The following is a 2,883-nucleotide window of genomic DNA, read 5'->3' as shown; positions in this document are numbered from 1 at the left end:
AACCGCTTCGACGCCGACTCCGCCGCCGACAACATCCCCGCCGCGGTGCGGCTGGACGGCGCGCTGGATCTGGACGCGCTGCGCGGCGCGATCGCCGACGTGATCGCGCGGCACGAATCGCTGCGCACGGTCTACCCGTCGCGCGACGGCGTCGCCTATCAGCGGGTGCTGCCCGCGACCAAGGCGATTCCGGAGCTGGACGTGGTCGAGGTGGCCGAGGGGCAATTGCTCGGCGCCTTGTACGCCTTCGTCGAGCGCGGTTTCGACGTGACCACCGAACCGCCGGTGCGGCTGCGCGCCTACCGGCTCGCGCCGGACGACTACGTCCTGGTCGTGGTGGTGCACCACATCGCCGCCGACGGTTTCTCGATGCGTCCGCTGGTGCGCGACCTGATGACCGCCTACGTGGCGCGGACCTCGGCGGCGCAGCCGGGCTGGCCGCCGCTGGCGGTGCAGTACGTGGACTTCGCGCTGTGGCAGCGCGACACCCTCGGCTCCGAGGACGATCCGACCTCGCTGATCTCCGAGCAGCTCGACTACTGGCGCGGCGCGCTCGCCGGTCTGCCGGACGAGCTGCGCCTGTCGGGCCGGCCGCGGCCCGCCGTCGCGTCCTACCGGGCGGGCACCCATCGCTTCCGCGTGCCAGGCGAGCTGATCGATGAGCTGAACCGGGTCGCGCATGCGCACGGCACCACGCTGTTCATGGTGGTGCACAGCGCCTTCGCCGCGCTGCTGGCCCGGTTGAGCGGCTCCGACGACGTCGCCATCGGCATCCCGGTCGCCGGGCGAGGCGAGCAGGCGCTCGACGATCTGGTCGGCATGTTCGTCAACACCCTGGTGCTGCGCGCGCGGGTGGACACCGCCGAGTCGTTCGCCGACCTGCTCGCCCAGGTCCGCGAGCGCGACCTGCAGGCGTTCGCGCACGCGGACGTGCCGTTCGAGCGGTTGGTCGAGGTGCTCAACCCGGCCCGATCGCAGGCGCGGCATCCGCTGTTCCAGGTGATGCTGTCGTTCCAGAATCTGGGCCGCACCGCGCTGGAGCTGCCCGGCCTGACCGTCTCCGAGCTGGGCATCGACCAGCCGACGGCGAAGTTCGACGTGCAGCTCACCCTCAGCGAGGTGCCCGGCGCCGAGACGGTGATGGACGCCGAGCTGGTCTACGCCACCGACCTTTTCGACGGCGCGTTCGCGGGCACGTTCGCCGAGCGTTTCGTGCGCATGCTGACCGCGGTCGCCGCGGATTCGTCCGTGGTCGTCGGCGATATCGCGCTGCTGGACCAGCGGGAGACCGCGCAGGCGCTGCGCGGCTGGAACGCCACTGTCCGTGATCTCGGCCCGGCGAGTACGTTGGTCGAGGAGTTCGCCGCCCAGGCAGCGGCCACACCGGACGCGGTCGCCGTTGTCGATCCGGCCACCGGAACGTCTCTGGCCTATGTTGATTTCGCCTCCCGCGTGCGGCAGCTGGCGCGTCGTCTGATCGAGGCGGGTGTCGGCCCGGAGGCGCTGGTCGCGCTGGGCATGCGCCGGTCGGTGGATCTGGTCGTCGCGGCCTACGCGGTGCACGCGGCCGGTGGCGGTTACGTGCCGCTGGATCTGGACCAGCCCGCCGAGCGCGTGCGCTACGTGCTGGATTCGGCCGACCCGGTCTGTGTGCTCACCACCGCGCGGGACGCGTTCGACGGCGCGGGCCGCGCCACGCTGCGCGTCGACGAGCTGGAGCTGTCCGGATACTCCGACGCGCCGATCACCGACGCCGAGCGGATCGCGCCGCTGCGTCCGCAGCATCCGGCGTACGTGATCTTCACTTCCGGCTCCACCGGCCGCCCGAAGGGTGTTGCGGTGTCGCACGCCGCGGTGGTCAACCAGATCCGCTGGATCACCGGCGAATACGGCATCGGCGCGGACGACGTCGTGCTGTTCAAGACCCCCGCGACCTTCGACGTCTCGGTCTGGGAGCTGTTCGGCCCGCTGAGCACCGGCGGCCGCATCGTGGTGGCGAGCCCGGACGGGCACCGCGACCCGCAGTACCTGGCCGAGGTGATCGCGGCCGAGCGGGTCACCATGACCTCGTTCGTGCCGTCCATGCTGACCGTCTTCGCCGGCGGCGTCGACCCGGCCGACGCGGACGCGCTCGCCTCGCTGCGGACCCTGTTCGTCGCCGGTGAGGCCTTCACAGCCGACGCGGTCATGGCTATCCGGCGGGTGAGCGGCGCCGCGCTGTACAACCTGTACGGCCCCACCGAGTTCACCGTGCACGCCACGCACGGCCCGGTCGCCGACCAGGTGGACGGCGCCGTGCCGATCGGCCTGCCGGTGTGGAACGCGCAGGCGTACGTGCTGGACGCGCGCCTGCATCCGGTGCCGCCGAACGTCGCGGGCGAGCTGTACCTCGCAGGCGACCAGCTGGCCCGCGGCTACGTCGGCCGCGCCGATCTGACCGCGGATCGCTTCGTGGCCAACCCGTTCGGCGCGCGCGGCGCACGCATGTACCGCACCGGTGACCTGGTCACCCGGGACGCCACCGGCGCCATCGAGTACCTGGGCCGCACCGACTTCCAGGTGAAGCTGCGCGGTCTGCGTATCGAGCTCGGCGAGATCGAAACCGCGCTCACCGCAGATGAATCCGTTGCGCAGTCGGTCGCGCTGGTGCGATCCGAAGCGCACATCGGTGACCAATTGGTCGGCTATGTGGTGCCCGCGAACGGCGCGACAGTGGACGTCGAGCAGTTGCGTGCGCGCCTGTCCGCGCAGCTGCCGTCCTACATGGTGCCCTCGGCATTCGTGGTGCTGGAGGCGTTCCCGCTGAACGCCTCCGGCAAGCTGGATCGCAATGCGCTGCCCGCGCCGGTGTTCGAGGCCAAGGTGTTCCGCGCGCCGTCCACT

1 protein-coding gene is annotated in these 2,883 nt (G+C 71.4%); it reads left to right on the top strand.

The window, feature by feature from the left end:
• On the top strand, positions 1-2,883 hold a 2,883-nt coding region (locus NA4_RS37835; RefSeq protein WP_157129571.1), incomplete at both ends, for a non-ribosomal peptide synthetase.

It is taken from the genome of Nocardia amamiensis NBRC 102102, from assembly GCF_001612745.1.
Taxonomy (GTDB): Bacteria; Actinomycetota; Actinomycetes; order Mycobacteriales; family Mycobacteriaceae; genus Nocardia; species Nocardia amamiensis.
The sequence above is the reverse complement of the archived record's forward strand: the minus strand, read 5'-3'. Positions and strand labels throughout refer to the sequence as shown.